Origin of the sequence: uncultured Roseobacter sp., assembly GCF_947495025.1 — a bacterium.
Lineage (GTDB): Bacteria > Pseudomonadota > Alphaproteobacteria > Rhodobacterales > Rhodobacteraceae > Roseobacter.
Map to the genome: position 1 here is coordinate 612,592 of NZ_CANLXG010000003.1, position 25,997 is coordinate 638,588.

Consider the following 25,997-nt stretch of genomic DNA (forward strand, 5'->3'; position numbering starts at 1 on the left):
CCTGAAAACGGAGCATTCCGGCACTGTCTGATCCCTTGTACAAGCGGGGTTGCTGCTCTGACGAAGCAGAGTGCAGGATGCCGGTCTGGCCCCATCGGCGCACCGGGAGGCGGATGCGGGCCGCTTTCGTGTTTTTTGCACAACCCCTGCAGCCCCGGACAGTCGTCAGCGGCACCATACGCATAGCCTGGTGACCTGATCGACCAGCATGGGGTTAACGCTGCGTCCCTTCCGGTGCCATTCGCCCGGTTTGTGCATCCCGCCTTTCGAACCTTGACCCCTGCCTCCGGTGGGCGCTTCTGAATGCCCGATGTCCGGAGAAAGTTGGATGTGTCGCCAAAACCGCGTAGAACAGTGCCTGAAAGACGAGCAGTGGAGTGTGTGCCAATGTTGAAATCTCAGGTTCTGGCAGTTTTCCTGATCATATCCGGCTTTGCCGCCCGGGCCGACGGGGATTCTTCTGACGCCGGAACCGTGAAAGCCGACGATCCGGTCATCATGGAGCAGGACATCGATTTCGAGTCAGCAGAGAAGATCTTCCGTAAGTCCTGTCGTGCGTGTCACGGCAACAAGGCACAGGGTGCTGCAAGCTATCCGAAACTGTCCGACAAAGAGCCGGAACACATCGCAGAGATGCTTGAAAGATACAGGGCCGGTGAGAAAATCGGCCCGAATTCTATCCTGATGATCCAACATGCCAAAAAGCTGTCTGATGAAGATATTGCGAACCTCGCAGTCTACGTCGCCACGGCGTTCGACTGATCTCTGAACAATCTCAGGCAGCTTTACCCTTGGTAAATTTCCCGTTGACCGGGAATTATGCCGCGCCGTAGGATGGGTGCCTCGGGCTGCACGGTTTTCAAGAGTGAGTAATCACCCCCGGGTGGCGCGAGACAACATCCAAGGGAGGATACTATGTTTCGTTCTATGAATAGTCCGGCGCTCTCGGTCTTTGCGTCGCTTGTCGCCGGAACGGCGGTTTTGTCATCACCAGCACTCGCCCAGAGCGGGATGAACACAACAAATCTTCAGTCGGAAGCGGTTCTTGAGGGGCTGGAGAACCCCTGGGATATGGCCTTCCGCGATGATGGCACGATGCTGTTTACCGAAAAATGCAAAGGCCTTTCTGTGCGCATGCCGGACGGCACAATCAACGCGCTTTACGGTGTTGGAGAAACAGCGGGCTATGCCTCAAACGGGTCTGACCTTTTCTGCGAGGGACAGGCCGGAATGATGGGCGTCGCTTTTGACCCGGACTTTGCGGATAACCGTCGTATCTACGTGTATTCAACATCGAACATGTCGGACCCACATACAAACCGGCTGATGCGGTTTACGGTGAATGATGATTTCACCGGTGTATCGGACCGGACGGACATTATCGACGACGTCCCCTACAAAATGGCCGCATCCAACCATCCGTTCGGGGGACCGGGCGCCCATAACGGCGGACGCGTGCGGTTCAGCGCGGATGGTGCACTCTGGCTGACCACGGGTGATACGCACAATGGTCAGGTGCCGCAAAGCCCGACGATGATGGGCTCGAAAATCATCAGGATCGATACGGATGGCAACGCGCATCCCGACAATTCGCCGCCCGATGGCTTTGACAGCCGTATCTTTACGTACGGGCACCGGAACGTGCAGGGCATCGCTTTCCACCCTGAGACCGGACAGGCAATTGCCGCAGAACACGGACCCTGGCACTCGGACGAGATAACCATCCTGGAAAACGGCGGCAACGCCGGGTGGGATCCGCGGCCGAACATGGCGGGGCGTGGCGATTGTCCGGACGATTACTGTGGCTACAGCCCGAACCAGGAAGACGGCATGAACCGTTACGAACGGGCTGCCTGGATGCCGATGACGGATTTCGACACCTACCCCGATGCCATGCCGCCGATCTGGAACAACAACGGCTGGTCACAGGGCATGTCGTCGGCGGCCTTCCTTGAAGGTGATGCCTGGGGCGACTGGAACGGGGCAATGGTAGTCGGCATCATGGGTATCGGTTTCGGTGGCACGCCGATCGGACAGCGTATCGACGTTATCCAGTTCAACGACGAAAACACTGACGTTGAAGATGTGACCGAAATGACGTTGCCGATGGACACCGGACGGTTCCGGTCGGTCGTTATGGGACCGGATGGCAGCCTGTACACGGCGATCGATGAAGGTACGATCTACAAGCTCACGCCTGGCGGCTGATGGCCGGGACGGGTCGCCCGGCGGGACCGGGCGGCTTAATCTTTAAAGATCAGCGTTTCGGGAATTTCGAAGCGCTGGTCATCAACACGGATATGATACACACCGTCAGACCGGTGCCAGTCCGTATCAGTCCCGACGCCGGACATCGTCGGATTGCCCCGCAGAAATGCCCGATCCGAAAAAGTCAGGGTCCGCGCAAAGCCATTCGGGAAGGATACGACGACCGCAGCCGATGCGCCGCTGCGGGCGACATTCGCGTCGCATGTGCCCGGTGACTGCCCGACCTCCTGAGAACACCGGACCTCACCGGATTCCTCAAACGCGCCCGATCTGGCACGTTCGACCGCTGTGGACACTTCAGCTCCGGCGGCCACCGGACTGAGCGCAACAAGAATGAATACCTGCAGCGTCGCAAAACGCATAGCATATCCCCCCGTATTGCCGTGCAGTATCGCCACAAATTCTGCCTCCGGCAAGATCACAGGGCCTGCGGCTAACGCCCCGCCTTGGCCGTCAGGCGCGTGCAGGCATCCGATTCCCAAAAGGTATTTGCCCGGCCAGCCGGACCAGCCCTGCCTTCGACGCATGCGCCGAGCGACCCGATTGCCGGGCTACAGGGCTGCGGATCATGCGGTCAGGATTGAGTGCATAACACCGATTTTTCGTCGGGATACGACATCACCTGTGACGGGTTCCGAACCAGCAGGGGCCTCGCCGGTTTGCCTGTTGGCCGGGTTTTCAGGGGATGGACATTGGCTGTGGGATAAGTCCCTCTGTTACCCAGAGCCGACAGGAAGACCCGCGATGCCCACGATTGAGCACACCTATGCATATGCCGCAGCTTCCTCTCTCAGCGGCACCGCTGAAAATCCATTGCTGGCATTGTCCAGCGACATGCCACAGCCCGAATGTGCGACCCGCCGTTTCCTGACCGCGCGGGCACTTTTCCCCGATGTCACAGCGCGGTGTCTGCGCGCGGTTTCTGAAACAGTCGCGTCACGGTTTTATATACCCCCGTCCATGCTGGCGCGCATTCTGCGTGAAGCAGACCCCGTTGTTACTGTCAGCCCCGGCGCTGTCCGCTTTGAAGGGTTCTCAGCCTGTTGCAGCGCCTACATGCGCCTGGATGTCGGGGATGCGGCCCTGGATGTCAGCCATCGGCAAAGCGGTACAACGAATGTGGATTTCGGCGCGCCGCTGCGCGGTGCGCTGGCGACTGTCGGAAAGGATGCAGTGTTTGATCTCAGGGTCGGGTCAGATGCCGTCGAAGTCGTTCATGGCGGCCAGTCACTTGTGGAAAAAAAGGTTCCGCTGCCGCTGCGATGGATCAGGGGATTTGCCGAAGTACAGATCGTCATGAGCGGAATGACCCCCGCCTTCCGCCTGTCGCGCGTTGCCGCACAGAAATTTTTGCGCAGCCTGCCACGCAGCAAAGACAACGCTCTTTACTGGGTATCGGTTTCCGGTGGCCTGGCACGGTTGTCAGCGCGGGAAAGCGCTGGTGCCGTGCCGCTGCGTGCCGCGCATCGCCTGCGCGTGCTGGAGGCACTGGTTCCAAAGCTCGACGCCCTTGATGTTTTTATCAACGCCGGAACGGGTGCAACGGCGTGGGTGCTGGATTTTGGCTCACAGCGCCTGAACATGGTTCTGAATGCTGATCCATGGCAGGGCTTTTCGGGCGATGGCGGCCTGCTCAGTCAGATCGCGGTTTCCGACGGGACCGCCACAGCGGCTGTTCGTGCACAGCTGCACTGGCAGGACAGGATCGACCCGGCCGCGATGGTCACTGCAACTGGTCTGCCGGAACCTGCTGTCAGGGCGGCGCTTGCAGAACTGGCTGCCATGGGGCTGGTGGGTTTTGACCTGGGCGCTGAGACCTTCTTTCATAGGGTACTGCCTTTTGATCCGGACCGTGTCGCATCACTTAATCCGAGGCTGGAGGCAGCAGAAAAACTTCTGGCCACCGGTGCGGTACAGGTCGCCGGCGAATTGGCCGAGATATCGAGCGGAGGCGTTACACACCGTGTAAGACGCGATGGTGAAAAATGGCGCTGCACCTGCCCCTGGTTTGCGAGAAACGGCGGGCAACGCGGACCATGCAAGCACGTGCTGGCGACTGAGATGTATCTGGAGCGACAAGCATGACCGAAGAGGAGGTGCTTGGGTTCATCTGTGCAGAAAGCGCCGTCCGTGTCCTGAACCTGATGTCCGGGATGCCATGGTCCGATCGCCGGAAACATGCAAAAGCTGTGATCCGGTTGTTTAAAGACACGATTTCGGTTTTTCACAACGAACCAGGCCGGCCCAAAGTTAAAGATGACGATGCTGTCGTGATCGCGGTCCTTGCGACGGCAACTCTGTCGGACCTGAAAGCGCTCCGGCTGTGGCAACTGCCCGGAAAACCGCGCATTGATGAAGTATTACGCGTTCTCCAGCCCGACTGGGTCGAAGAATGGGTGACGGATCTGATCGAACACAATCCACACATTGTTCCCCGTTTGGCCCCTGTCTGGGAAACCGGGCTCTGCCCGCGACCCACCAGTGACGCCTTCATTCTGGGGTATTATGCGCAGGGGTATGTGAGCAGCGATGGTGAGCTCGAAGAGGATGTCTTTTTCTCAACCGATGTCTGGCGGTTCTTTGAAGTTGAGGGGGGTGGAGAATTCAGCCTCGCGGCATGCGACAAATACCTGCAACCCTCATCCACATGGGCTCATCGATTGCTGAACTGTGCAGAAACCGGCAAACTGGATCGCGGGAGGTTGCTGGACGCCTCGCTTGATGCCCTCGACCGCGACTTTGGCCAGTTCGTTGCCGGATGGTATTCGCGCTTTCACAGCTTGCTCAAGCCTGCGCCAGAGGAAATTGCGGAGAGAGCGCCACGATATCTGAGGCTGTTGTCATCGTCGGTCCCGCCGACGGTTACATTTGCAGTCAAAGCGGTGCAGATCGCCGACAAAGCCCGGGCCATTTCGCCGGCCGCGTTGCTGGACGCTCTGGAACCTGCCCTTCAGGCACGCGCAAAAGGTACGGTGACTGCAGCGTTGCGGCTGGTGGCATCTGCGGCAAAACGTGATCCGTCCCTGTCGCTGCGTGCGGCCGGCGTTGCGACATCTGCACTCGTCAGTGAGGACGCTGGCGTGCAGGACAAGGCGCTGGACCTCATTGAAACCCTCGGCGGGACACAGGACGTTTCCATACGTTCGGCTGTTGCTGAGTTTGTCCCGCTCGCCGCTCCTTCGGTCCGGGCGCGCATGGCGGCATTGTCCGGTCTGAAGCAGGTGCAGCCCGATGATCTGAAACCGGTCAGACACGCTGTCGCTGCCTCCGTTGTGTCGCCTGTAACAGGCCCGGAAGATGCGCTGGCCCTTTTCCTGTCAGTCCTGGAAAACCACCGCGACCCCTTTGCGGTTGAGCGCGCAGTGGATGGTCTGGCACGGTTCGGAGCAGCACTCCGTAAAGACAGCCATGCCCTGTCGCCACTGAAAAAGCGCGCGCGCCAGTTCTTTGAAAACAGGAATGACAGCGTGGTACGGCTGGTACTGGCTGTGACAGGATGTGATCTTGCGGAGGGCACTCTGCAGCACATGCCGTGGCACCAGCGGGAGATGAACGCGCAGCGTCCGGTGCTGATCCCCGGAACATTCGGGCGTCTGCTGATGGACCGGAACGCGGAAATACTAGCACAGGTCATGTCCGGCCATTCTGTACCGATGTTGTCTCTGCCATCTGATACGTCCGGCCACATTTCAGCCGACGACCTTGTGTCCCGGCTGAAAATCTGGCGCGACAAGGGGCTGGAGCCGGGTAACACTGATCTGCAGCTCGCGCTGTTGCGCCTTGCCCCTGAAAGCAGGGCAGAGGCACTGCAAGATTTTTCCGACCGTACAGAGACCGGGCGCGCAGTGATGTACGCACTTGGTGCAGACGAGCAGCCTGGCAGCAACGCGGCGCTTTGGGCGGCGGCCTGGGCGGCACGTCAGCCCGGCAGGGCGGACCCGCGTATCAGTGGTCTTTTCGAAACAGAATTACCGGATTGCGGCACGCCTGCGGTGTCCGTTTTAAAAGCATGGAGAGAAGATTCAGATGATGGGTCGTATTTCTGGCCGCGCATCGCTGTTCCCGTAGAAAACATCGCCGGAAAAAACCCAGGCGCCGCTATTCCCGCGCTGTTTTACCCGCCAGATCCGGAATATTGTTTTGCCGGCACATTTTGTGGGACGGTGTTCGAGGATGTGGCCTGGGCATCGCTGGTACGCCCGGGCTGGCAGGAACCATTTTTACGGCAGGCGATCCTTTCGCTCGACACCGATCAGAAGCTTTCGGACCATTATTGCCTGGGTTTTCTGGAACCTTTTCTGCGACCGGGGGTCAGAGTTGGCCCTCTGGGACATGCGACCCTGGCCTACTATCTGGCGTCACAGGACAAGTCCGTAACATCGCTCGCATCAGATGCGGTCGCGGAACTGGCCCTGACCGGTAAACTGGATGCAAAGCAGTTTTCAGATGCACTGGCGCAGTTTCTGATGACTGGTGCGCTACCGACCGGCCGCTGGACAAAGGGGCTCTCTGCTGTTGCACAGGCCGGGGCCGGCGATTTCTGCCGCCATGTTATCACGCATCTGCTGAACTTTGCGCCAGAGCAGACCCCGCGTGACATGGGTGGCATGCTGGAATTGCTCTATGAACTCCACATAGCCAGCAACACCAGACCCGAACGCGCGGAAACACTGGATTGCCTCGGGGGCCTGCCCGGGGGGGGCAAGGTCGCCAGGTTTGCAGGCAGGCTCCTGAAGCTGGCGCACCAGGACTGATAGGTACGTCAGGCACGCAATATGAATGCAATGCCTCATGCCGATGCCACAGTGCACCCGGCCAACCCGGAGTGAACGGGCATCCACAGCGCCAGAAGCACCGGCCCGAACGGCAGCGTCAAACGGGGGCGAACGGTTTTAGAAGATGCCATTCATCCGGCCGGCATCGGGTATGATGTTGTGGAAAACGAACGGCCGGGCCACCGTTTCAGGAAAAAGCGGACCGACGCTTCAGAACGCAAGCATTGGCATGTGGCCCGCCTGATTCCAGCCGGATGTCACTTCCGAAAACGGATCTTCGCCAGGGGCCAGAACCTGCCATCGCATAAACAGAACGTGAGCACACTTATTCTTCACGCCCGGTTTTGCTACTGATCGGTGGAAACCGGGTGGACCACTATGAATTTGCGCGACCTCGAATATGTCATGGCAGTTGCAAGGCTGGGGAATTTCAGTGCCGCAGCGAGCGCCTGTCATGTTTCTCAGCCTGCTCTGTCCAACCAGATAAGAAAGCTTGAAAAAGAGCTGGGAATGGACCTTTTCATCAGGATGAGCGGCGAAACACGGCTTTCAGCCTTTGGACAGCGTGTTGTCGCAATTGCCGGGGACATGCTGACCGGTGCACAGAAAATCAGGGACGCTGCAACCGAATTTCGCGACCCCGAGGCGGTGCCGTTCCAGATTGGTCTGACCCCGACACTCGCCCCGTATCTGACAAAATACTTCTCGACGCTGTTCAGCGATCTGTTCCCGACCATGCAGGTGACAATGATCGAGGATCTGCCTCAGAACATGTTGCAACAGGTCGAGGATCACACCCTTGATGTAGCCCTCGTGGCGCAGCTCAATCATAACCCGACACTGGATTTCACCTCGATCTGGTCCGAACCGCTTTTTCTGGCAATGCGGCGCGGGCATCCGCTGGAAACTCTGACGTCAATCCGTCCCGAAGAGGTACCGGTTGACGATTTCATCCGCCTGCCGCACTCTTTTGGCTATGAGCTGGAGGCCCGTCTGCCCACACCGGACAGGCAATCCCGTGCGAGCAAACGCTTTGATCTGACCGCGCTGCGGTTCGAGACGATCTGCCGGCATATCTGCCATTCAGACGACTGCACAATCGTGTCTGCGCTCGCTGCTGAGCAGTTCCGCCACGATGACTGGCCCCTGTCCTTTGTCCCGTTTGAGGCACCGGGCCACCTGCGAAACCTCGGGGCGGCGTCGCGGCTGAACTGTCCGCGCAAACCGCTGCTGGCAAAGATCGGGGCCTATATCCAGCGCAACCCGCCCAAAGGCGTCACGCCTACTTTCGAGGCGTGACGTGATGTTCATTCGATGAACGTGCGCGCCAGACGATTGCTCAGCGGCTGGGCCAGATAGCTCAGTGCTGTGCGCTCGCCGGTGTTGACAAAGAGGTCCGCGGGCATGCCCGGCACCAGGTCCAGCTCTGTGATCTGATCGGGCTGATCCTGATCCAGACGCACCCGCGCCACATAATAGAACTCGCCTGTGCGCGCGTCTTCCAGACTGTCCGCCGAGAGGCTGACAACCCGGCCCGTGGCCTCGGGAACCTCGCCCTGATCAAAGGCTGACAGACGCACGCGCGATGCCTGCCCAACGTGCAGCTTTTCGATATCCGCCGGGCTTACCCGCGCCTCGACAATCAGCGGCTGATCCACCGGCACGATGTCCATGATCGGCGCACCCGGACGGACCACGCCGCCCGCGGTAAACACCGTCATCCCCACAACGCGCCCGTTCACAGGGGCCGTAATGGCCACCCGCTTCAGCCGCTCGGTCGCGCCGAGATACTGCGGCACGAGCGTGGCCTGCAGGGCTTCGACCTGGGCAAGCTCAGTCGAGGCGCTCTCATCGCGCAGGCTCTGAGTGCCGATGGTGGCCAGCTGCAATTCGCTGATCTGGTTGCGGGCCTGGATTTCCCGGGTGGCGAGCGTGGCATCAACACCGTTGAGCCGCTCGGCCTCGACCCGCCGGGAGTTGACACGGGCGGCGGCGACAAGGCCCTTGTCGAGCAGGGTCTGCAGGTTCGCCACTTCCTGCAGGGTGATGTCCAGCTGGCGCGTGTTGGAGGCGCGCTGCGCCTGCAGGCCGCTCACCTGATCTTCAAGGTTCGACACCCTTTGCGCCATCAGCGCGGTTTCAGCCCTGCGCGAGCGCCGTTCCACATCAAAGAGCAGCTTTTGCGTCCGGTAAGCCTCGGCCCAGTCGGACGGCTCCATCGCCACGCCCAGCGACGCGGCCACATCCTGGTGGGTAAAACTGTCACGGCCTTCCAGCTGCGCCAGCAGGCGCGCGCGGCGCACCATCAGATCGCCGAGCTGGCTTTTGATCACATCCAGATCGACGCCCAGATCGGTGCTGTCCAGTTCCAGAAGGGTCTGCCCAGCCTCGACCAGATCACCATCGCGCACAGCAATGGTTCTGACGATCCCGCCTTCCAGATGTTCGACCGTCTTGCGGTTTCCTTCGACCACGAAAGACGCATGTGCAACAACCGCCCCGTCGAGTTTGGAGGCCGTTGCCCAATAGACAGATCCGCCGATGAAACCGGTGACTGTCAGCACGCCAAGCACAATAAAACCCATGATACCCGTGCGGGCGGTTTTTGTCTGAACGCGGTTGTAGTCTTCGAGGCGCAGAGTGCTTTGAAGGGACGGGTTGGAGAGTGCGGGGGTCATTGAGCCGCTCCTTGTTCCATAGGCTGCTGTGGAGAACGCGCAGCGAGTTGTGGGGATTTTGACGGGGCAACCTGGCCCGGCTGACGCGGGCGCAGGATGTCTTCCTTGTCGCCAAAGCCTGATTGCATGCCCTTGTTCAGGGTCAGCACCTTATTGACTGCCTCCAGCGTGCTGGGGCGATGGGTCATCACAAAGGTGATCGCACCCCGCGCGCTGGCAGCACGGATCGCAGTGCGCAGGGCAAGCTCGCCCTGCCCGTCAAGATCCGAGTTGGGCTCGTCCAGCACCAGCACAAACGGGTCATTGTAAAGCGCGCGGGCCAGTGCGATGCGCTGGCGCTGACCGCCCGACAGGTGAAAACCGTTGCCGATCTCGGTGGCATACCCGTCGGGCAGGCTGCTGATCAGACCATGCACATCCGCCGATACGGCAGCAGCCAAAACTCTGGCATCGTCTATCGAGGTCGAGAACCGCGCGATATTTTCGCGGATTGTGCCATCAAAGAGCTGTACCTCCTGCGGCAGATATCCGATCAGCCGCCCCAGCTCTTCGGGGTCCCATTTGTCCATGGGCGTACCATCAAGGCGGATCGCCCCGCGCTGCGGCACCCAGATACCCGCCAGCATGCGCGCAAGCGTCGACTTACCCGACCCGCTGTGCCCGATGACCGCCACCACGTCGCCGGCAGAGAGACCAAACTCGATCCCGCCGATCGTCGCGTTCTTTGCGAGCGGCGGTCCCGCCTGGGCAATCGCCGCGTTCAGGGAAATCTGCGGGCGTGGCATGGCCAGGCGCTTGTCCGGTGCAGGATAGGTCTCTGACAGGGCCCGCAGGCTTTTGTAAGAACCACGGGCCGCCAGAAACGTCCGCCATTGGCCGATCAGCTGGTCAATGGGCGCCAGTGCACGGGCCAGAACGATGGTCGCGGCGATCATCACGCCTGCGGTGGCCTCTCCGGCCACGGCCAGTGCGGCCCCGAGACCCAGCATGCCGGATTGCAGCGCCATCCGGATGGTTTTGGACATCACCGAGAAACCGGCCAGCCGGTCGGCCACGCGGGATTTCAGGTGATGCGCATCATGTTGCAGAGCTGTCCAGCGACGGGCGAGATCACCAGTCATACCCATCGCGTGGACGAGCTCTGCATTCTGTTCACTGGAGGTGAACAAACTGTCGGCCCGGGCGCGCGCGCGGGATGCATCCTGCATCACGTCCGAAGAGCGCGCGTTGTTGATCAGGGCCATAAGTGTGAGAAGCAGCGCACCGGCAAGGCCAAGCGCGCCAAGGTAGGGGTGCAAGAGGTAAAGCACTCCGAGATAAAGCGGGATCCAGGGCGCATCAAAAAAGGCGATCAGCGCAGGGCCCGAGATAAAGTCGCGCAGACCGTTCACGTCAGCCGCCGGGTTTTCAGCGGGCGGTTTGCCCTGCACACGGCGGCGCACAGAGGCCTGCAGGATGGGCGCGCCGACCTGCAGCTCAAAGCGTGCGCCGAGGCGGGCAAGGATGCGCATCCGGATCAGATCGAGCAGGCCGGTGACCACAAAGACACCGCCCAGAAGGACAGTGAGGGCGATAAGTGTATCGACATTCTGGCTCGTCAGGACCCGGTCATAGACCTGCAGCATGTACAGCGGTCCGGCGAGCATCAGGACATTCAGAGTCAGGCTGAAGAACCCGATGGCGGTAAATCCGGGGCGCAACGCGCGCCAGGAGGAAGTGACAGTGGATTTTTTCTGAAACATGGGGGTGATCTCTTTTCAGGGTGAAGAGGTGGCGACACGCGCCGCCACCCCGGGGATTTTGCGGTTACGCGACGAAGTCGTCGTCGAGCAGGTCTGCCTGGCTGACCCCCTCAAGCCGCACAGAGGCGTCCGAGGAGAAGCTCAGCACCGCGTCGTCTCCGTCCTGGGTGACCTGCAGGCTGTCTGCAAAGTCCGGGCCAAAGTCGGAGAAGTCCAACCGGTCCACACCCACTTCAAAGTCAGCGATGGTGTCGGTGCCAAAGAGCCCTTCGAAGACGAAGGTGTCCGCTCCTTCACCGCCCAGCAGCAGATCATCACCGCCCTGGCCGTTCAGCAGGTCATCCCCGTCTTCACCGCGCAGGGTGTTGGACTGGTCCGAGCCGAGGATGACATCGCCATCGTCCGAGCCGATCACGTTCTCAATAGAGCTGAGCACATCGACCTCGATCTGGTTGTCGATGACATCCGGGCCGACGATGCCCGTGGGCGCGCCCGCATCGAGGATACCACCGGCATCCACCAGCGTGTCCTGCAGGATCGGGCCGTTCACGCCAGCCGGTGCATTGTGCACGTGGATGGCCGATGCCCCGCCGGGGACGGGCGTCTGCAGGTCAGCTTCGTTGAGACCCACAACGCTCAGCTCGGAGGAATAGAACACCTCTCCTGCCTCATTGAACGAGATCGTGATGGTCCCTTCGCCGGTGGCCGCACTGTCGGACGTCGGCCCCGGCTCCTGGCTGGCATCCAGCGATCCGGCAAGCTCGATCACCCGGTCATGGCCTGTCCCGGTATCGCTGACAATCGTCAGCTGGCCGCGGATTTCACCACCCGGGAACTCGCTTGTGTGGACGTTGAAGTAGAGATTGCCTGCTTCAGCCGCCGCAACGAACGCCGCGCCATTGCTGACAGCCTGATCCCTGACTGACACATTGAACCCTGTGTCACGGGTGGCCGTACCATTCCCGTTTGCACCCAGATCAACCCTGACCGCCACGTCCAGATCCGAGAAATCCGCCGTGTCAATACCGTCGCCGCCTTCGATGAAGTCATTGCCCAGGCCACCGACGAGTACATTGTCGCCGCTGCCTGCGATCAGAACATCATCGCCCGCGCCGCCATCGACAACACCGTTGATCTGACCGAGGTCCACAACGATGTCGTCTCCGGCACCAAGTAACACATTACCATTTACAACACCCTCGTCGTCATTGACGAAAGTCACATCACCTGCTTCGCGCGCATCGATGGCATTCACCGTACCGGTGATCTCACCCTCGTTGACAATCGCGCCCAGCAGGTTCAGCCCACCATCGATCCGGATACCAGCGGCGGCATCACTGTCCGAAGACCCGGCAATGACGCCTTCGTTCTGGACCAGACCGGCAAAGTTCGCGCCTTCCTGGTTGCTGAAGAGCCGCAGGCCGTCACCAACTGTGTTGCCCTCGGCCGCGTCGCCGCGCCCCTGGAAAACACCCTGGTTAAAGATGGCCGCCGATACGACATCACCTGCCACATCACCCGTCTGCAGTGCCACGGCAGAACCGTTGTTCCCGGTTCCCGCATCCACAAGCCCGGTGTTGGTGAACGTGTAGTTGTCCGCCGTACCATCGGCATAGACGGTGCCATTGCGCTGATCGCCGGTGCCCAGAATGGCGCCGGAGTTTTCGACCGAGAGACCAAAGCCATCGATGTTCAGCGCACGGCTGTCTGAGGACACGATACCGGAGTTGACGAACGAACCGCCCGTGTGATCACCGGTGCCAAAGTATACACCGTTCTGCACACCCGCGATGGTGCCCGCATTGGTCAGCGTGCCCTGGAAGTTCACGCCATTGACGACGCGCAGACCGGCAACAGTGCCATTGGCCCCTTCGGACAGGATTGCGCCGGAGTTCGTGATGGTGGCATCCGTCGTGCCTGTATTGCCGACATTGCCGATGCGCACACCGTCGCCCGCAAGACCTGTGCCAGCGGCGGCATTGCCACGGCCCTGGATCAGACCGGCGTTCTCCAGCGAGAAGCTGTTGGCACCATCCGCGGCCCCCCCGATCTCTGCACCAAAGCCTGAGCCCTGGTTGCCTTCGCCGGCATCGATTGTGCCGTTTGCCAGGTTGGAGACCGAGAAGTCATCGGCCGTCCCGTCTGCATAGACCGTCCCGTTGCGCTGATCACTTGTGCCCAGGATGTCGCCACCGTTGGTCAGGTCAACGCCAGTGCCGTCGATGTTCACCGCCCGGCTGCCGGACTGGATCGTACCAAAGTTCAGCACGTCCAGATCGTGCTCGCCCTCCCCAATATAAAGGCCGTTGCGAACACCCTCGATTGTACCGGTCGAGGTGTTGAGAATGCGGCCCTCGGCAGCAACGCCATCCGCGATGCGGATACCGCCCGCCGTGCCCTGATTGCTCTCGGAGGAGATCAGGCCGCTGTTGACGATGTCTGTGTCGGAAACAGCGCCCTCTGCGCCGTCGTCGATGCGGATGCCGTCACCGGCACCGCCCGTGTTTGCGGCAGCCTGGCCACGGCCCTGAATGGTTGCTCCAAAGCCGTTGAAGATGGAGTTGGAAACCACATCACCGGCCTCGTCACCGACTTGCAGCGAGATACCGGCACCGTTGTTGCCGTCGCCCGCGTCGATCGTGCCGCCCGAGAAGTTCGAGATGCTGACGTCTTCGGCTGTCGCGTTGGTGTAAATCGTGCCATTGCGCTGATCGTCGGTGCCGACAATGTCGCCAAAGTTGCGGACACTTATGCCCTCGCCTTCGATCTCAACCGCCCGGCTGTCAGAGGAAATCACGCCGCCGCGGAAGTTATCAAGCGTGCCCGAGCTGTTCGCGCCGCTGAATTCGACACCGTTCAGTTCACCGGCGATGCTGCCAAAGTTACGGATGTCCGCACTGGCGCCGTCGGTCACTTCGATGCCGGTTGCGACGGCACCATTGGCGTCAATGTCGCCCGAACGGAAGTTAAAGACCTGCGTGTCTTCGCCCTCGACCGACACCGCCGCATCGGCGTTGTTGGTCTCGACCTGGCCAAAGTTCAGAAACCGGGCAATGTCATTGTCGAGAATAAACGCAGGTGTGTTGTCGACCACCACACTTTGAAAAAAGCCGTTGGTGAGGGTCTGTCCGTCACGAACGGTTTCCTGAGCCAGTGACGATGTCGTCAGCAGTCTGGCGCGCAGGCTGGCAAGAATTTCGGATAGCATTTTTGAGCTCCGTATAGATTAAATCTGCAGCGGCGATCGAACCGGAATGCCGGTCTCTCCGCTGCCTGACCATGTGCGGAGCCTCCCCGGTCTTTGAAATTCTTGCTCTGAATGGGGCCCATAACCTTTGGAAATACTCACAGGCTTCGTGATCATCCCCTGCGTGACCCGCCTGAAAACAAAGGCGTTCCGGGACGAAAACCGAAACGCCGTTTTTATGCGATGACGCCGCCTCACAAAGCCGTGGTGCATTGTCATCAGGAATTGCACTGCAATCGGCTGTATTTTCGTCTCTGGCCGGTACCGATACTGACAAGCCTGACAGCCGAAAGCCTTGCGGCACGGGTCCTGCAGACTTCTTACACAGATACCCAGGCCGGGAATAAAATGGTGCTGGCAGGACCGGACACCCTGGATGCTCCTGTGCGTCTTGTGGCCCGGTTCGTCAGCATCCGTGATCTGTCCGGCCCGCCTGACACGCTGCCTATCTGAGGCCGTCGAAGTGATCGTGGCTCCGCCGGCCTGCAACACTGAGCGTGGTGCTTGGTCATATTCGCAGAACGGCTTTCAGGAAATTCCGGGTCATACTGCCCTTGTCCGCCATTGCCCTGCAGCAGCTGCGCCTGCGTCCGTGACGCCGCCTGCCCATTCGACGGCAAAGGAAGGGTTTTCGCTTAACTGACCGGACAATGCGTTCCGGTATGATTGCGGATCAGGACAAGATGATCAGACAGGCGCATCTTCCTGTCAAAATGTATCTTGCCCGCTTCGGTAAAAGGGGATGGATGAGGGCCAGAGCCGACGCTCGATCGAATTTGCCTCGATCGCGCGTCCGGCGCGAATGCGCGGATCATGGTAAAACCTGAAAGACGCCTGGATATGCAAAAGCTGCAGTTCTCACCACAGGAGCACGAAGACATCCGTTGATCTGCTCCAAAGCCACCTCGCCTGAGCGCTCTCCCGCCACCCGGAATAAAGCACGGGACAGGTCAGGCCGTATTGTCGTCGTGCAGCCGCAGGACAATGGCTGAGTGCCTGAATCACGGTATCAGTTTGGTCATGCACCGGGATCTGTCGTGGCAAATTCCACCGGCGACAGACCGAATACCGGCCGGGGCATGCTGGATGGCAGGCTTGCTCCGATATCCGATTTGATCACGAAACGTGGTGAAAACGTGATTTTGCATTGGCGCACAGATGGTCCAGCCTTCCTCCCGTGCATCAAAGGACCGCCTGGTCCGAAGGATGTTGTTCCGGCGCAGGAGTGCGCCACCCCGCCGCACGTTTTCAGGAGACCGTTGATATGGACGTTTCATTAAAGCAACCCGGCCGCAGAATGCGCCACCAAAACCTGGTTGCAGCGTCAGTTTTCATGCTGAGCATGGTCTGGTGTGGTTTCCTGCACGCGCAACCGGCAAAGCCGCTCCCCGGGTATGTCATTGAGGAATTCGGTAATCCTCCGGCCGTACCGGATGGCCCGCTCGAATCTGCGATGCAGTTCGCGCTGCGCGTCGCGTTCATCGACAGTGTTATGCTCTCGACATGGGACGAGAATCAAAGGCTTGCACTTGCAGAAATCGCATCATCCGGGGATCCCCGCCTTGTGTGGATCATCAGTGATCTGATGCGGTTTGTGCCGTCGCGGCAGCTGAACAGGGAACTGACAGACGCCGCTGCCAGCCTCCTGGGCAAAGAGATCGGGCCCGAAAACAGCTGGGGCGTTGTGACAGACCACCTTCTTGCCTGGGATATTCCCGCGCCGCCAGACTATCTGAAATACAAACGTACGATTTTTGTCAGCATTGTCCCTGGCTGGGAACGTATCTTTGTTGAAGGCAACATAGACTGGCGGCTGGTCTCGTGGGGGGGCGTTCTGATTGATGACCGCCCCTACGACACCACGGATAACGGATGCAACTGTATCCCTGCCGCTGATAATCCCCTCGTCAGCAGCGCCGAAGACGCAACCTGGCTGAAGGACGACGACGTCGTGTTCGGTATCTCGATAAACGGCGAACACCGGGCCTATCCAAGACGCATCATGGAAGTCCGGGAAATGGTCAACGATACACTGGGCGGTCGTGACCTTGGCATTCCGTATTGCACTCTGTGCGGCGCGGCGCAGGCCTATTTTACCGACCGCATGCCGGCAGAGACCGAGAGACCGGTTTTGCGGACATCGGGGTTGCTGAGCCGATCCAACAAAGTCATGTATGACATCAACACCTACTCGGTCTTTGACACGTTTCTGGGCCATGCGGTTACCGGCCCTCTGGCCGAGAAAGGACTGCAGCTCGAACAGGCCACCGTCATCACCACTGACTGGGGAACATGGAAACGGGAACATCCGGAAACCACCGTTTTGCTCGAACGTTACGCACTTGGCCGTGATCCGGATTTCCGCAACGGTCGGGATGCCAACGGACCCATTTTTCCCGTCGGAGATGTCGACCCCCGCCTGCCGGTACATGAAGACGTGATTGGCGTTGTCACAGCGACGGGCAAGCCCGTTGCCTTCCAGCGCAGCGCGGCGTTGATAACGCTGAAACGCGGAGATGAGATCGTGTTTGAGAACCTGCGCCTGGAACTGGACGCCGGCGGAATAAGGGCTGTGAGCCAGGACGGATCAGACCCCGGCAGCCACGAGGCGTTCTGGTTTGCCTGGTCGCAGTTCTATCCGGACACAGAGTTATGGCAACCGTAATCGGCCATCCCGCCCGCTTGCTGCATGACGTCGGCTGAAAATCCTGCCATCTGCGAATTTTCAGGAGAAACAAACGGTTGCCGTGCGCAGGTTACATCCCCCGGCAGGACACCAGACCGCAGGTTTCCGCAAAACAGGATCCGGGCACTTCCCGCGCCCGCCCGGAAGAAGGACCGCAATTGCGTGTCTCTGGTGCGACCAGAGACGGCGGAAAAGGTGCGCCAGGTATTCAGCCTGACGCGTCATCCATCGCATTCCCACCGCGCTGTCAAATTCTGGACGTAATCGTCCTGCAGTGTTTCCCGAACTGTAAAGGTCTGGAAATGTTGATGTCGCAGTCCGTATCAGTGCTTGTGGATGGCGATAACATCAGCTGCAGGCACGCAGGTCAGATTCTTTCCATCGCCGCCCGGCACGGAAACCCCACTGTTGTTCGGGTCTATGCTGATGCGCAGCGTTGCTCTGCCTGGCATGATGCGCCCGGCTACCGGATGCTGCATGCAGGAACGGGAAAAAATGCCGCTGATATTCTGCTGGCACTGGATGCGATGGAGCTGATGCTGTCCCGAAACATACGCTGTTTTGTAATTGTCAGTTCTGATGGCGACTTCAGGCACCTCGCCACCAGACTGCGGGAACACGGCGCAACGGTAATCGGCGTTGGTGAGGCAAAGGCGCCACAGACCTACCGGGCCTGTTGTACGGTTTTCGAGGAAATCTCCCCTGCGGGTTCTGAGCATCCGGAGCCAGTGTCAGGGATGACGGCTACAGCACTCGATCTGAAGATCCGAAAGATGATCGCGGCCCACAGCATCAGCGGCGCCGGCATGCGCATCGCTGAACTTGCACCAAAGATGCACTGTCAGCACGGTGTTCGGATCAGCGCGCACCCCGAGCGCCGGTGGCGAGCGTATCTGTTGTCGCGTCCGGCGCTGTATGATCTGGACCCGCGTGGTCCGGAAGCTATGGTCCGCTTCCGTCCCGAGGGCTTTACTGCCGCGGTTCAGCAGCCGATATGATAGTGAGGGCGAGGCTTTCCCGGATCGTCGTGATCAGTGCGGGTGCCAGCGTAAATCGGTCTGAGCGGTAATCCTTACGCCCTGTGCATCGAAGCAGTACTGCTCGCGATTCCGTGGGGACCGTTTCCCTCTGAGAAACTGCATCCCTACCGAACGGCCGTGCGGTAACCCCCAGCAGTGTGGACTTTCCGCAGCCTGATGGCCTGACGAACACGACAAAATTCGCCGTTCTCCACCCTGATACTGATGTCTTTCAGCACGTGAACATCGCCGAATGACCTCTTCACATTCGTCAGGGTCAAAGCGGTTACTGGTCCGGCTCAATGAGGGATACGGAACGGCCCGTGCGCATGCTTTCGTCAGCGGCAAGACAAATCGTCAGAGACCGCGCAGCATCGTTCATGTGGAGGGTCAGGTGGGTACTTTCCCCGAGGGTGCAGACCAAATAGGCCTGTTCCGTGCCGCACTGTTCCCGGTGGCCGAATTCGTCGTGCATTTCGATGGCGTCATCGCCTTCCGGGCGAAGCACAGGGATGCCACCGACCCTTGTGTCGCCGTCAATATCCGCCGACCGGCCCCTGTTATCGTCAGTGATCGAGACCGGGCCGTCTGGCGACACGATGTCTTTCACAAGAGACGCCGTCTCTGACATCATCCGGTCCCAACCGGCCCCATACCAGCCGATGGATACACTCGCGGAAACAGTCTGAAACAGTCCCTGAACGTACATGTCTGCTTCTCTTCCGCCATGTGCTTCCGGCCGAAAGCGCTTTTACCCGGAACGGCCGCCTGTCTGGCGCACGCATCCTTCCGCTCCTGTACAGGCGCAGCCGCAGAGACGGTAGCGGTTCAGTTTTTTCCCCGCGGGACAGCAGGTCCGCCAGAGTCACCAATATCCCAGAAAAGCCCTGTCATCAGCTGCAGCGCGTCCCGACACAACGGCTTCAGAACATGCTCGTTTGGCGCATGCTGCGAACAGCCGCGATAAGAATGCGGCACCCAGACCGTCGGAAGACCAAGGATGTCCGCAAACACTTCGTTGGGCAACGATCCCGCCAGATTGGGCAGAATATGCGGAGATTTGCCGGACGTGTTCTCAAGCGACTGCGCGACGAACTGCACCCACGGATGATCCGGCGGCAACCGCGTGGCGTTAAAGAATGCGCGTTCATGCGCGACGATCTGAACGACGCCAAAACCCTGCGCATCAAGATGCCTGCGCAGCGCGGGCAGAATGTCGTCCAGGTCCGTACCCACGACAAACCGCAGCTGACACGCGGCTCTGGCGTGCCCGGAGATCGCATTCACCGGCGCCTCGGGGACCCCGCTTTTCATTGCAAGAACCGTAAAGCTGTTCCAGCCGAAAACCCGCTCGGCGGGTGTCAGATCCTCCTGACCCCAGTCTTCGTCAATCTCCGGTCCACCGTCACCGGCAAGCGGCAGGTCCCGCAATGCAAGGCGGATATCCCCGGTCAGGCTGGTGGTTCGCCATTCCGGTATCCTTATCTGTCCCCGCGCGTCGGTAACCGTCGACAGGGCCTGCGCAAGGATAATGGCCGGATCAGCAAGCAGCCCTCCCCAGTTGCCGGAATGGTGCGCACCCTCCCGCAGGTCCACAATCAGATCGAACGAAATGCCACCGCGTGCGCCCATGAACATCGTGGGCGTATCCGAACGAAGGCGCGGCCCGTCCGACGAGATAAGGACATCTGCTGCGAGAATGTCTTTGTTCTGCGCACAGAACTCGGACAGCCCGGGAGAGCCCATTTCCTCACCCATCTCGATCAGGATGCGGCTGTTGAAACCCAGCGATCCGCGCGACTGCAGGACGGATTCCAGCGCCGCCAGATTGATCAGATGCTGCCCTTTGTTGTCGGCTGTCCCGCGCCCGTAGAGCCGGTCTCCTTCCTCGACCAGGCGAAAGGGATGAAGGCCATCGCGCCACTGCTCGGTCTGTGCGCGGATTACATCGCCATGACCATATGTCAGAATGGTTGGCAGCGCTTCACTTTCAATACGTTCAGCGACCAGGAACGGGCCGGCGTGCTGCACCGGGTTCTGATGGATCCTGCAGGCAAACCCGATGCTGGTCAGGCGGGGTATCAGTGCCTCTTCAAGATATCCGGCAAGTTTGGCGGCTTTGTCAGGCGTCTGGCTTTCGGTTTCATGCGCGACCAGTTCACGCAGATCACGCACAAAGCCACCCGTGTCAAAGTACCGGGTGGCAGTGTTAAGGGCGGTGTCACGTGTCATGGCTGTCTGTCACACAGGCGGGCGCACATCGTCCGGGATCGGACAGGTATAAGGGGTCTCTTCCAGATGGTCCTGATGCGTCTGCTGTGCCGCCGCGATCAGGGATCGGTCTTCCACCAGCCGGCACGCTGTCGCGGCCATCACCTTGGCCGCATAGATCATTCCCTTGTGGGCGGCCGGTGCCTTTCCCTGTGCAACGGTCTGCCAGGTGTGAAACGGCGTGCCGATGGCGCATGTGGCCACCCGCGCCTGAACAGTGGGAACTGCCCAGCTCACGTCGCCAACGTCCGTTGATCCCTCGCCGCCGTCGCTCAGACGATCCAGCGGCGTGATAAAATCGCAGAGCGCAAGACCTTTTGCCGGCTTTGCGCCGATCCGCTTGAAGGTTGTATCGATGTCCGCAGCCGTGAGGGTCGCCTGAATGTCGCGTGCAAATGCTCTGTCGGCATCGTCAAAGGCGACCGGGCCAAGCTTTTCAAGTTCGTGCTGCATGGCTTCTTCGAGCGGTCGGTTTCCAAGCAGATTGGAAACGCCGGAAAAGACCCGGCTGGTCACCTTTGTACCAGTCATCAGTGCCGCGCCATCCGCGATGTTGCGCACCCGCGCGACAAGGTCAGCCAGTTCAGGCAGGGAACTGGCACGGACGAGCTGCCGCACGGTGGCTTTCGCCTGCACCACATTCGGTGCAACCCCGCCGGCATCGAGATACGCGTAATGCACGCGTGCATTGTCCGGCATATGCTCGCGCAGGTAGTTGACACCGATATTCATCAGTTCGACCGCATCCAGAGCAGACCGGCCCAGTTCCGGTGCCGCTGCGGCATGAGCCGCTTTGCCTTCAAAGGTGAAGTCGATGCGGGTATTCGCCAGCGACCGCGCCTCATTCACACCTGTAAATGTTGCCGGGTGCCATGAAATGGCTGCATCCACATCGTCGAACAGTCCTTCCCGAACCATGTAGGTTTTGGCCGCGCCGCCTTCTTCGGCCGGGCATCCATAATAACGAACGCGCCCTTTGATCCCGTTTTCTGCCATCCAGTCCTTGACGGCAGTAGCCGCAAGAAGGGCGGCAGCCCCCAGCAGATTGTGTCCGCAACCATGACCGTTGCCGCCATCCTCAAGAGGCTGATGTGCTGCCACGCCGGGGGCCTGGCTGAGATATGGCAGCGCGTCAAACTCTCCAAGGATCGCAATAACGGGGCCTTCACCTCCGGCTTCACCGACGACGGCCGTCGGGATTCCGGCAGCGTTTTCAGTAACGCTGAACCCCTGCGCCTGCAGCATCCGTTTATGTTCTGCGACGGATGCAAACTCTGCATAGAGCGTTTCAGGCGTGTCGAAGACGCGATCCGACAACGTGATGAAATCTTCGCGGTGCCGGTCGACATGCTCCCAGACTGGATCAGCGTTTTTCAAGGAAGTCTCCATTATCAAAGAATCAAACAGTCTCGCCGTGTTCCAGCAGGCACGCGGTTTCACGCCCGCCGCGCCCTTGTTTCAGCTCTGGTACGGTTGCGCGGCAGTCTGCCGTGGCCACAGGACAGCGAGGGTGAAAAGTGCAGCCCGGTGGTGGATCGAGCGGCGAGGGAATTTCGCCCCTGATCGGCTCAAACACCCGTCGGCGCTGGTCAAGACGTGGCGCTTCGGCCAGAAGTGCCCTGGTGTAGGGGTGGCGCGGATCAGAGAAAATTTCTTCCGTCGACGCACTCTCGACGATGCGGCCCAGATACATGATCGCAACCCGGTCAGCGATATGTTCGACCACGCTCAGATCATGGCTGATGAACAGGTACGTCAGACCAAGCTCCTCGCGCAGGTCCATAAAAAGGTTGATCACCTGTGCCTGGATCGAGACATCAAGTGCCGCGATCGCTTCGTCGCACACCAGGAATTTCGGCCTTACGGCAAGAGCTCGTGCAATGCCGATCCTCTGGCGCTGCCCGCCCGAAAACTGGTGGGCGTAACGCTTTTTCAGTGACGGATCGAGGCCGACCTTGCGCATCACGTCATCCACATAGTCCGGGATATCAGCCTTGGCGATGATACCGTGCATCCGGGGCGCTTCGCCGATGATGTCCTCCACCCGCATCCGTGGGTTCAGGCTGGCAAACGGGTCCTGAAAAATCATCTGGATGGCCAGCGTGGCCGCGCGTTTGTCTACACCGGTCAGCGTGGCGACATCCCTGCCCTCATAGAACATCTGCCCGTCACTTGCCGCGTGAATGCCCGCAACAACGCGGCCCAGGGTGGATTTCCCACAACCGGATTCTCCTACCAGCCCGAGAACCTCACCCTTCATGACCTGCAGGTTGACGTTGTCGACGGCGTGCACCGTTTCTTCGCGGATGTTGGCGCCCAGCCGTTGCGCGATTTTGCCCGCCACGTCGAGCCGTTTGGTAAAGCGTTTTGAGACGCCGCGAATTTCGACCAGTGGTTCCGTCATGTCACGGCCTCCGCCGCGCGCTGCGGGTTGAAACACCGCAGGCTTCGTCCGTCAATGTCTTCGATGGATGGCTGAAGGCCACAGGCATCGGTGCGGGCATGGCAGCGCGGCCCGAAAGCGCAGCCTTCGGGAAGCGCGAGCATATTCGGCGTCATCCCCTCAATCTGGAACAGGCGCTGACCACGCCGGTTCGCCGTCGGCACAGACCCCAGCAGACCAACAGTATAGGGATGGAGCGGACGATCTATCACATCGTCGATACCGCCCTGTTCGACGATACGACCTGCGTACATGACCGAGATACGCTCAGCGAGACCGGCAACGACGGCAAGGTCATGGGTGATCCAGATCATCGCCGTGCCGGTCTTCTTTGTCAGTTTCTGCGCCTCGTGGATAATCTGCGCCTGTATCGTCACATCAAGCGCGGTGGTCGGCTCATCTGCGATGATCAGGTCCGGCTTGTTCAGGAACGCGGTCGCAATCGCCACGCGCTGCCGCATTCCGCCCGACAGCTGATGCGGATAGGCGCGCAGGCGTTCCTCTGGCGACGGTATGCCAACGAGGCCAAGCGCATCGCGGCTTCGCTCCCACGCGGTCTGCTTCGAAACGGGTTCATGTGCGAGGATCGCCTCAATCATCTGCGTGTCCACACGCAGCACCGGATTGAGCGTCATCATCGGGTCCTGGAATATCATCGAAATACGGTTGCCACGCAGGTTCTGCAGCCGCTCTTCTTTCGCGTTTGCGATCTCCTCTCCGTTGAACCTGATCGAACCTTCGACGATGCGGCCCGGCGGATCGATCAGGCCAAGAATGGAAAACCCGGTGATCGATTTGCCCGAACCGGACTCGCCAACCAGACCCATGATCTCACCTTTGGAAACGGTGAAATCCACACCATCCACGGCCTTGACCACACCTGCGTGCGTGAAGAAGTGGGTCTTGAGGCCGCTGACTTCGAGAACTCTGCTCATTTTTTAAGCCTCGGGTTCAGAACATCGCGCAGATGGTCACCAACAAGGTTGATCGACACCACTGTCAGCAAAAGCGCGACACCCGGGAATACCGAAATCCAGTACCGCCCGGACAGCATGTATTCGAAGCCATTTGCGATCAGAACACCAATCGACGGCTCGGTCTGCGGCAGACCAACGCCCAGGAACGACAGTGTCGCCTCCAGCGATATTGCACTTGCCGTCTGGACCGTACCCACGACGATCAGAGGCGCCATGCAGTTGGGCAGGATATGGCGGAACACGATCCGGAAACGCGAAATACCGAGGCACTGCGCCGCTTCGACGTATTCCTTGCCCCGCTCGACCAGCGCCGTGGCGCGTACCGTTCTGGCATAGTAGGCCCACTGCGCAATCACCAGCGCGAGGATGATCTTGTCGACTCCCTTTCCAAGGGCAGCAACCATCATCAGGGCCACCAGCGACGCCGGAAAGGACAGCTGCAGGTCCACGATACGCATAATGATCGCCTCAATACGCCCGCCCGCATAGGCCGCGACCAGGCCGATGGCCATACCAATCAGCAGTGCAATCACGCCCGAAGCAAGGCCGACCGTCAGGGAAATGCGCAACCCGTACAGAATAGCCGAATAGAGGTCGCGTCCGGAACCGTCCGACCCCAGCCACATGGTGTATCCGTCAAAGGCCTCCGACCCCGGTGGCAGGCGCCCGTCCATGACGCTGACCTGCGCCAGATCGTAAGGGTTCTGCGGCGTGATCCAGGGCGCAAGGACGGCGAGCAGTACAATGGCCCCAAAAACACCCAGGGCCGCTGTCGCGATCCTGCTTTCGAAAAACTCGGCGCGAAAACGCTGAAATGGTGTCTCGACCACCGGCGGTTCGCCTGCGGAGAGCGCGTTATCTGTGGTGACGTCGCTCATGCACCCTGATCCTGCAAACGGACCCTTGGATCGAGGATGGAATAAAGGATGTCCACGATCAGATTGATCAGAACAAAGAAGAGTACAATGATCATCAGATAAGCGACGACGACAGGCCGGTCGAGCTGCAGGATCGCGTCAATCAGCAGCTTGCCCATGCCAGGCCAGGCAAAGATCGTCTCTGTCACAACCGAAAACCCGATGAGGCTGCCAAATTCGAGGCCCATCACTGTGACAACCGGAATCATAATATTCTTCATTACATGCACGAGAATGATACGCCGCATCGGAAGCCCTTTGGCGCGGGCATATTTCACATAGTCGAGGCCCATCGCTTCGCGCACGCCCGCGCGGGTGAGCCGGATCGCAAGCGATATCTTCAGCAGCGCCAGATTGAGGGCTGGCAGGAAGATGTGGCTGAGCCCATCGAGGGTAAAAAGGCTGCTCTGAATGCTAAGAAATGAGCCAAGATCACCGCGGCCCGTAGCCGGAACCCACCGAAGCTCGACGGCAAAGAGCATGATAAGCATGAGCCCGACCCAGAATGTGGGGAGCGAAAAACCGAAAATCGACGCCGCCATGATACCCTTGGCCATTCTGCTTTCGGGATACAGCCCCGCGTAAAGCCCCAGCGGGATACCGATGACAATCGCGAGAATGAGCGCCGAAAACGCCAGTTCCATGGTGGCGGGCATATGGTGCAGGATCAGTCTGAGCGCGGGCTCGCCAAAGATGAAACTGTCTCCAAGATCTCCCTGCGCGGCACCTTTCAGAAACAGCCAGTACTGCTCGAGGATCGGCCGGTCGAGACCAAGCCTGCTGATCGCGGCCTCAATGTCTGCCTGATCTGCATCCGGGCTCACCAGCATATAGACCGGATCGCCAACAATATTGACCCCGAAAAAAACGATCACCGACATCATGAAGACGACCAGCAGGGCCTGCAGAAGTCTGCGGATGATGAAAACGGTCATTGGATCATTCCACGGGATAAGTTTCCGGGCCGCCACACA

18 protein-coding genes and 1 pseudogene are annotated in these 25,997 nt (G+C 59.9%); 7 read left to right on the forward strand and 12 right to left on the reverse strand.

Translation table 11 applies throughout. The annotated features are described in order from the left end of the window. Positions 1-387 precede the first annotated feature (387 nt). Together Q0792_RS17105 and Q0792_RS17110 are read left to right on the forward strand one after the other, a co-directional pair. Positions 388-762: a c-type cytochrome gene (locus Q0792_RS17105; protein WP_298843597.1), complete on the forward strand. Its 375-nt coding sequence runs from the start codon at positions 388-390 to the stop codon at positions 760-762. Between the two features lie 153 nt (positions 763-915). Further along, positions 916-2,208, forward strand: a complete 1,293-nt coding sequence (locus Q0792_RS17110; protein WP_298843600.1) for a PQQ-dependent sugar dehydrogenase — start codon at positions 916-918, stop codon at positions 2,206-2,208. 35 nt (positions 2,209-2,243) lie between these two features. Here Q0792_RS17110 and Q0792_RS17115 read toward each other — a convergent pair whose 3' ends face one another. Further along, complete coding sequence (locus Q0792_RS17115) at positions 2,244-2,630, reverse strand: hypothetical protein (protein ID WP_298843602.1); 387 nt, start codon at positions 2,628-2,630, stop codon at positions 2,244-2,246. Between the two features lie 382 nt (positions 2,631-3,012). Here Q0792_RS17115 and Q0792_RS17120 point away from each other — a divergent pair, with 382 nt between their 5' ends. From Q0792_RS17120 to Q0792_RS17130, 3 genes are all read left to right on the forward strand, one after another. Then, on the forward strand, positions 3,013-4,353 hold the full coding sequence (locus Q0792_RS17120; protein ID WP_298843605.1) for an SWIM zinc finger family protein: 1,341 nt from the start codon (positions 3,013-3,015) through the stop codon (positions 4,351-4,353). Next, entirely contained in the window at positions 4,350-7,022 is a 2,673-nt protein-coding gene (locus Q0792_RS17125; RefSeq protein ID WP_298843607.1) for a DUF6493 family protein, read from the forward strand. Before Q0792_RS17120 ends, Q0792_RS17125 begins: the two co-directional genes overlap by 4 nt. 399 nt (positions 7,023-7,421) lie before the next feature. Next, positions 7,422-8,342, forward strand: coding sequence for a LysR family transcriptional regulator (locus tag Q0792_RS17130; protein ID WP_298843610.1), 921 nt, complete (start codon positions 7,422-7,424; stop codon positions 8,340-8,342). Between the two features lie 8 nt (positions 8,343-8,350). Here Q0792_RS17130 and Q0792_RS17135 read toward each other — a convergent pair whose 3' ends face one another. From Q0792_RS17135 to Q0792_RS17145, 3 genes are all read right to left on the reverse strand, one after another. Continuing rightward, positions 8,351-9,721, reverse strand: coding sequence for an HlyD family type I secretion periplasmic adaptor subunit (locus Q0792_RS17135; protein ID WP_298843612.1), 1,371 nt, complete (start codon positions 9,719-9,721; stop codon positions 8,351-8,353). After that, a complete protein-coding gene (locus tag Q0792_RS17140) occupies positions 9,718-11,463 on the reverse strand; it encodes a type I secretion system permease/ATPase (RefSeq protein ID WP_298843614.1) in 1,746 nt (581 codons plus the stop codon). The genes Q0792_RS17135 and Q0792_RS17140 overlap by 4 nt, the downstream gene beginning before the upstream one ends. 64 nt (positions 11,464-11,527) lie before the next feature. Beyond that, a complete protein-coding gene (locus Q0792_RS17145; RefSeq protein WP_298843615.1) occupies positions 11,528-14,671 on the reverse strand; it encodes a CHRD domain-containing protein in 3,144 nt (1,047 codons plus the stop codon). 1,303 nt (positions 14,672-15,974) lie between these two features. Here Q0792_RS17145 and Q0792_RS17150 point away from each other — a divergent pair. Then, positions 15,975-17,375 (forward strand): DUF3179 domain-containing (seleno)protein, encoded by a 1,401-nt coding sequence (locus Q0792_RS17150; RefSeq protein WP_298843618.1) that lies wholly within the window; start codon positions 15,975-15,977, stop codon positions 17,373-17,375. Positions 17,376-17,704: 329 nt separating this feature from the next. Next, the gene (locus tag Q0792_RS17155; protein ID WP_298843621.1) at positions 17,705-18,394 is read left to right on the forward strand and encodes an NYN domain-containing protein; all 690 of its coding nucleotides are present in this window, start codon (positions 17,705-17,707) and stop codon (positions 18,392-18,394) included. A gap of 160 nt (positions 18,395-18,554) precedes the next feature. On the opposite strand, the pseudogene Q0792_RS17160 reads toward Q0792_RS17155, so the two are convergent. The 8 genes and pseudogenes from Q0792_RS17160 to Q0792_RS17195 form a co-directional block, all read right to left on the reverse strand. Next, positions 18,555-18,696, reverse strand: a pseudogene (locus tag Q0792_RS17160) (ATP-binding cassette domain-containing protein); the annotation flags it as partial. Between the two features lie 5 nt (positions 18,697-18,701). Continuing rightward, positions 18,702-19,124 carry a hypothetical protein gene (locus Q0792_RS17165; protein ID WP_298843623.1) on the reverse strand — a complete coding sequence of 141 codons (423 nt, stop codon included), beginning with the start codon at positions 19,122-19,124 and terminating at the stop codon, positions 18,702-18,704. Between the two features lie 119 nt (positions 19,125-19,243). After that, the gene (locus Q0792_RS17170; protein WP_298843626.1) at positions 19,244-20,647 is read right to left on the reverse strand and encodes a M20 family metallopeptidase; all 1,404 of its coding nucleotides are present in this window, start codon (positions 20,645-20,647) and stop codon (positions 19,244-19,246) included. 9 nt (positions 20,648-20,656) lie between these two features. Beyond that, positions 20,657-22,063 carry an amidohydrolase gene (locus Q0792_RS17175; RefSeq protein ID WP_298843629.1) on the reverse strand — a complete coding sequence of 469 codons (1,407 nt, stop codon included), beginning with the start codon at positions 22,061-22,063 and terminating at the stop codon, positions 20,657-20,659. 22 nt (positions 22,064-22,085) lie between these two features. Further along, positions 22,086-23,090: an ABC transporter ATP-binding protein gene (locus Q0792_RS17180; protein WP_298843631.1), complete on the reverse strand. Its 1,005-nt coding sequence runs from the start codon at positions 23,088-23,090 to the stop codon at positions 22,086-22,088. After that, a complete protein-coding gene (locus tag Q0792_RS17185) occupies positions 23,087-24,064 on the reverse strand; it encodes an ABC transporter ATP-binding protein (RefSeq protein WP_298843633.1) in 978 nt (325 codons plus the stop codon). The genes Q0792_RS17180 and Q0792_RS17185 overlap by 4 nt, the downstream gene beginning before the upstream one ends. Beyond that, positions 24,061-24,984, reverse strand: a complete 924-nt coding sequence (locus Q0792_RS17190) for an ABC transporter permease (RefSeq protein ID WP_298843635.1) — start codon at positions 24,982-24,984, stop codon at positions 24,061-24,063. Before Q0792_RS17190 ends, Q0792_RS17185 begins: the two co-directional genes overlap by 4 nt. Beyond that, positions 24,981-25,958 (reverse strand): ABC transporter permease, encoded by a 978-nt coding sequence (locus Q0792_RS17195; RefSeq protein ID WP_298843639.1) that lies wholly within the window; start codon positions 25,956-25,958, stop codon positions 24,981-24,983. The genes Q0792_RS17190 and Q0792_RS17195 overlap by 4 nt, the downstream gene beginning before the upstream one ends. Positions 25,959-25,997: the final 39 nt, after the last annotated feature.